We start from the raw sequence: 1252 nt of genomic DNA, 5'->3' as shown, positions 1-1252 counted from the left end.
CAGTTCGAGTCTGACAGCCGGAGTACTTTTGTATGGAGTGTTGTCCGAGTGGCTTAAGGAGCATGATTGGAAATCATGTATACGGGCTTATACCTGTATCGAGGGTTCAAATCCCTCACACTCCGTAATAGATAAAGAGAACCGCATTAGATGAAAGTCTAACGCGGTTTTTTGTTATAATTAAACCAATAAGGAGGACTAACTGTGAAGCAAAAGAGAATAATTACAATACTTTTATTATCCATATTAATGCTTGTACTTTCAGCATGTTCTACTAAAAAAGAAACAAATACACAAAATCATAAAGTGGATATAGTTACTTCAACTAATATTTACGCAAATATTGCTAAAAATATAGTAGGCAAACACGGTCATGTTCAGGCAATTATTACTAATGGTGATACTGATCCTCATGATTTTGAACCAACGACCAATTCAGCTAAAGAAGTAGCTGGTGCGAATATAGTAATTGCTAATGGCTTGGGTTACGATGATTGGATGATGAAGTTAGCCGATGCAAACGATATTCATGCAACTAGAGTTGGAGAACAATTAATGGGGCTCAAACAAGGAGATAACCCCCATATTTGGTACAATCTTGATATGCCGCAAAAATATGCTGACTACATCGTAAAAAGAGCAAGTATGATTGATCCTCGCCATGCTAATTACTTCAAGCAAAATGCTAGGGTATACCTTCAAAAGATTGATAATATTAAAAAGATTGCTTCTAAGACTAACGGTAGCAAAGTAAAGCCTGTTTATGTCAGTGAGCCTGTTTTTGACTATGCACTTAATCGTTGTCACTTTAAGATTGGTAATCCTGCCTTTGAAGAAGCTGTAGAAAATGAAACTGATCCTAGTGCACAAGTTGTTCATAAGATGCAAAATACTCTTAAACAAAGAAGAATTTCGTTCTTTGTGAACAATGTCCAAGCTTCAAGCAGTACAGTTAATGGTATGGTTAGGTTAGCGAAGCAACACCATATTCCTGTACTTAATGTAAGGGAAACAATGCCCAATGGAATAAGTTATTATCTCTGGATGAAGAGCAATTATCAAAAATTATTTGAAATTTCTTCAAAATAAGCTTGCATAATACTGATATATTTAGTATTATTATAAACGTTGTGATTGAGAGATCACTGAGATAGCTAAGCTTTAAAAAAGTTCTTGACTTTTAAAACTTAATTAGTTATTATAATAAAGTGCTCTTGATTAAGAGATATGACCCGTTGGTCAAGTGGTTAAG

Annotated in this window: 1 protein-coding gene and 1 tRNA gene; both read left to right on the top strand. The window is 34.7% G+C overall.

The genetic code is table 11. The features are described 5' to 3' along the window. The first annotated feature begins 34 nt into the window (after positions 1–34). A tRNA-Ser gene (locus tag FC57_RS10355) sits at positions 35–125 on the top strand. Between the two features lie 124 nt (positions 126–249). Next, positions 250–1089: a metal ABC transporter solute-binding protein, Zn/Mn family gene (locus FC57_RS10350; protein ID WP_148449508.1), complete on the top strand. Its 840-nt coding sequence runs from the start codon at positions 250–252 to the stop codon at positions 1087–1089. The last annotated feature ends 163 nt before the right edge of the window (positions 1090–1252 follow it).

The organism is Lactobacillus ultunensis DSM 16047 (genome assembly GCF_001436305.1).
Lineage (GTDB): Bacteria > Bacillota > Bacilli > Lactobacillales > Lactobacillaceae > Lactobacillus > Lactobacillus ultunensis.
The sequence above is the reverse complement of the archived record's forward strand: the minus strand, read 5'-3'. Positions and strand labels throughout refer to the sequence as shown.

Bases quoted from the DNA above. Each gene is read 5' to 3' on its own strand.
- FC57_RS10350 (WP_148449508.1), top strand. From the start codon at position 250: ATGCTTGTACTTTCAGCATGTTCTACTAAAAAAGAAACAAATACACAA.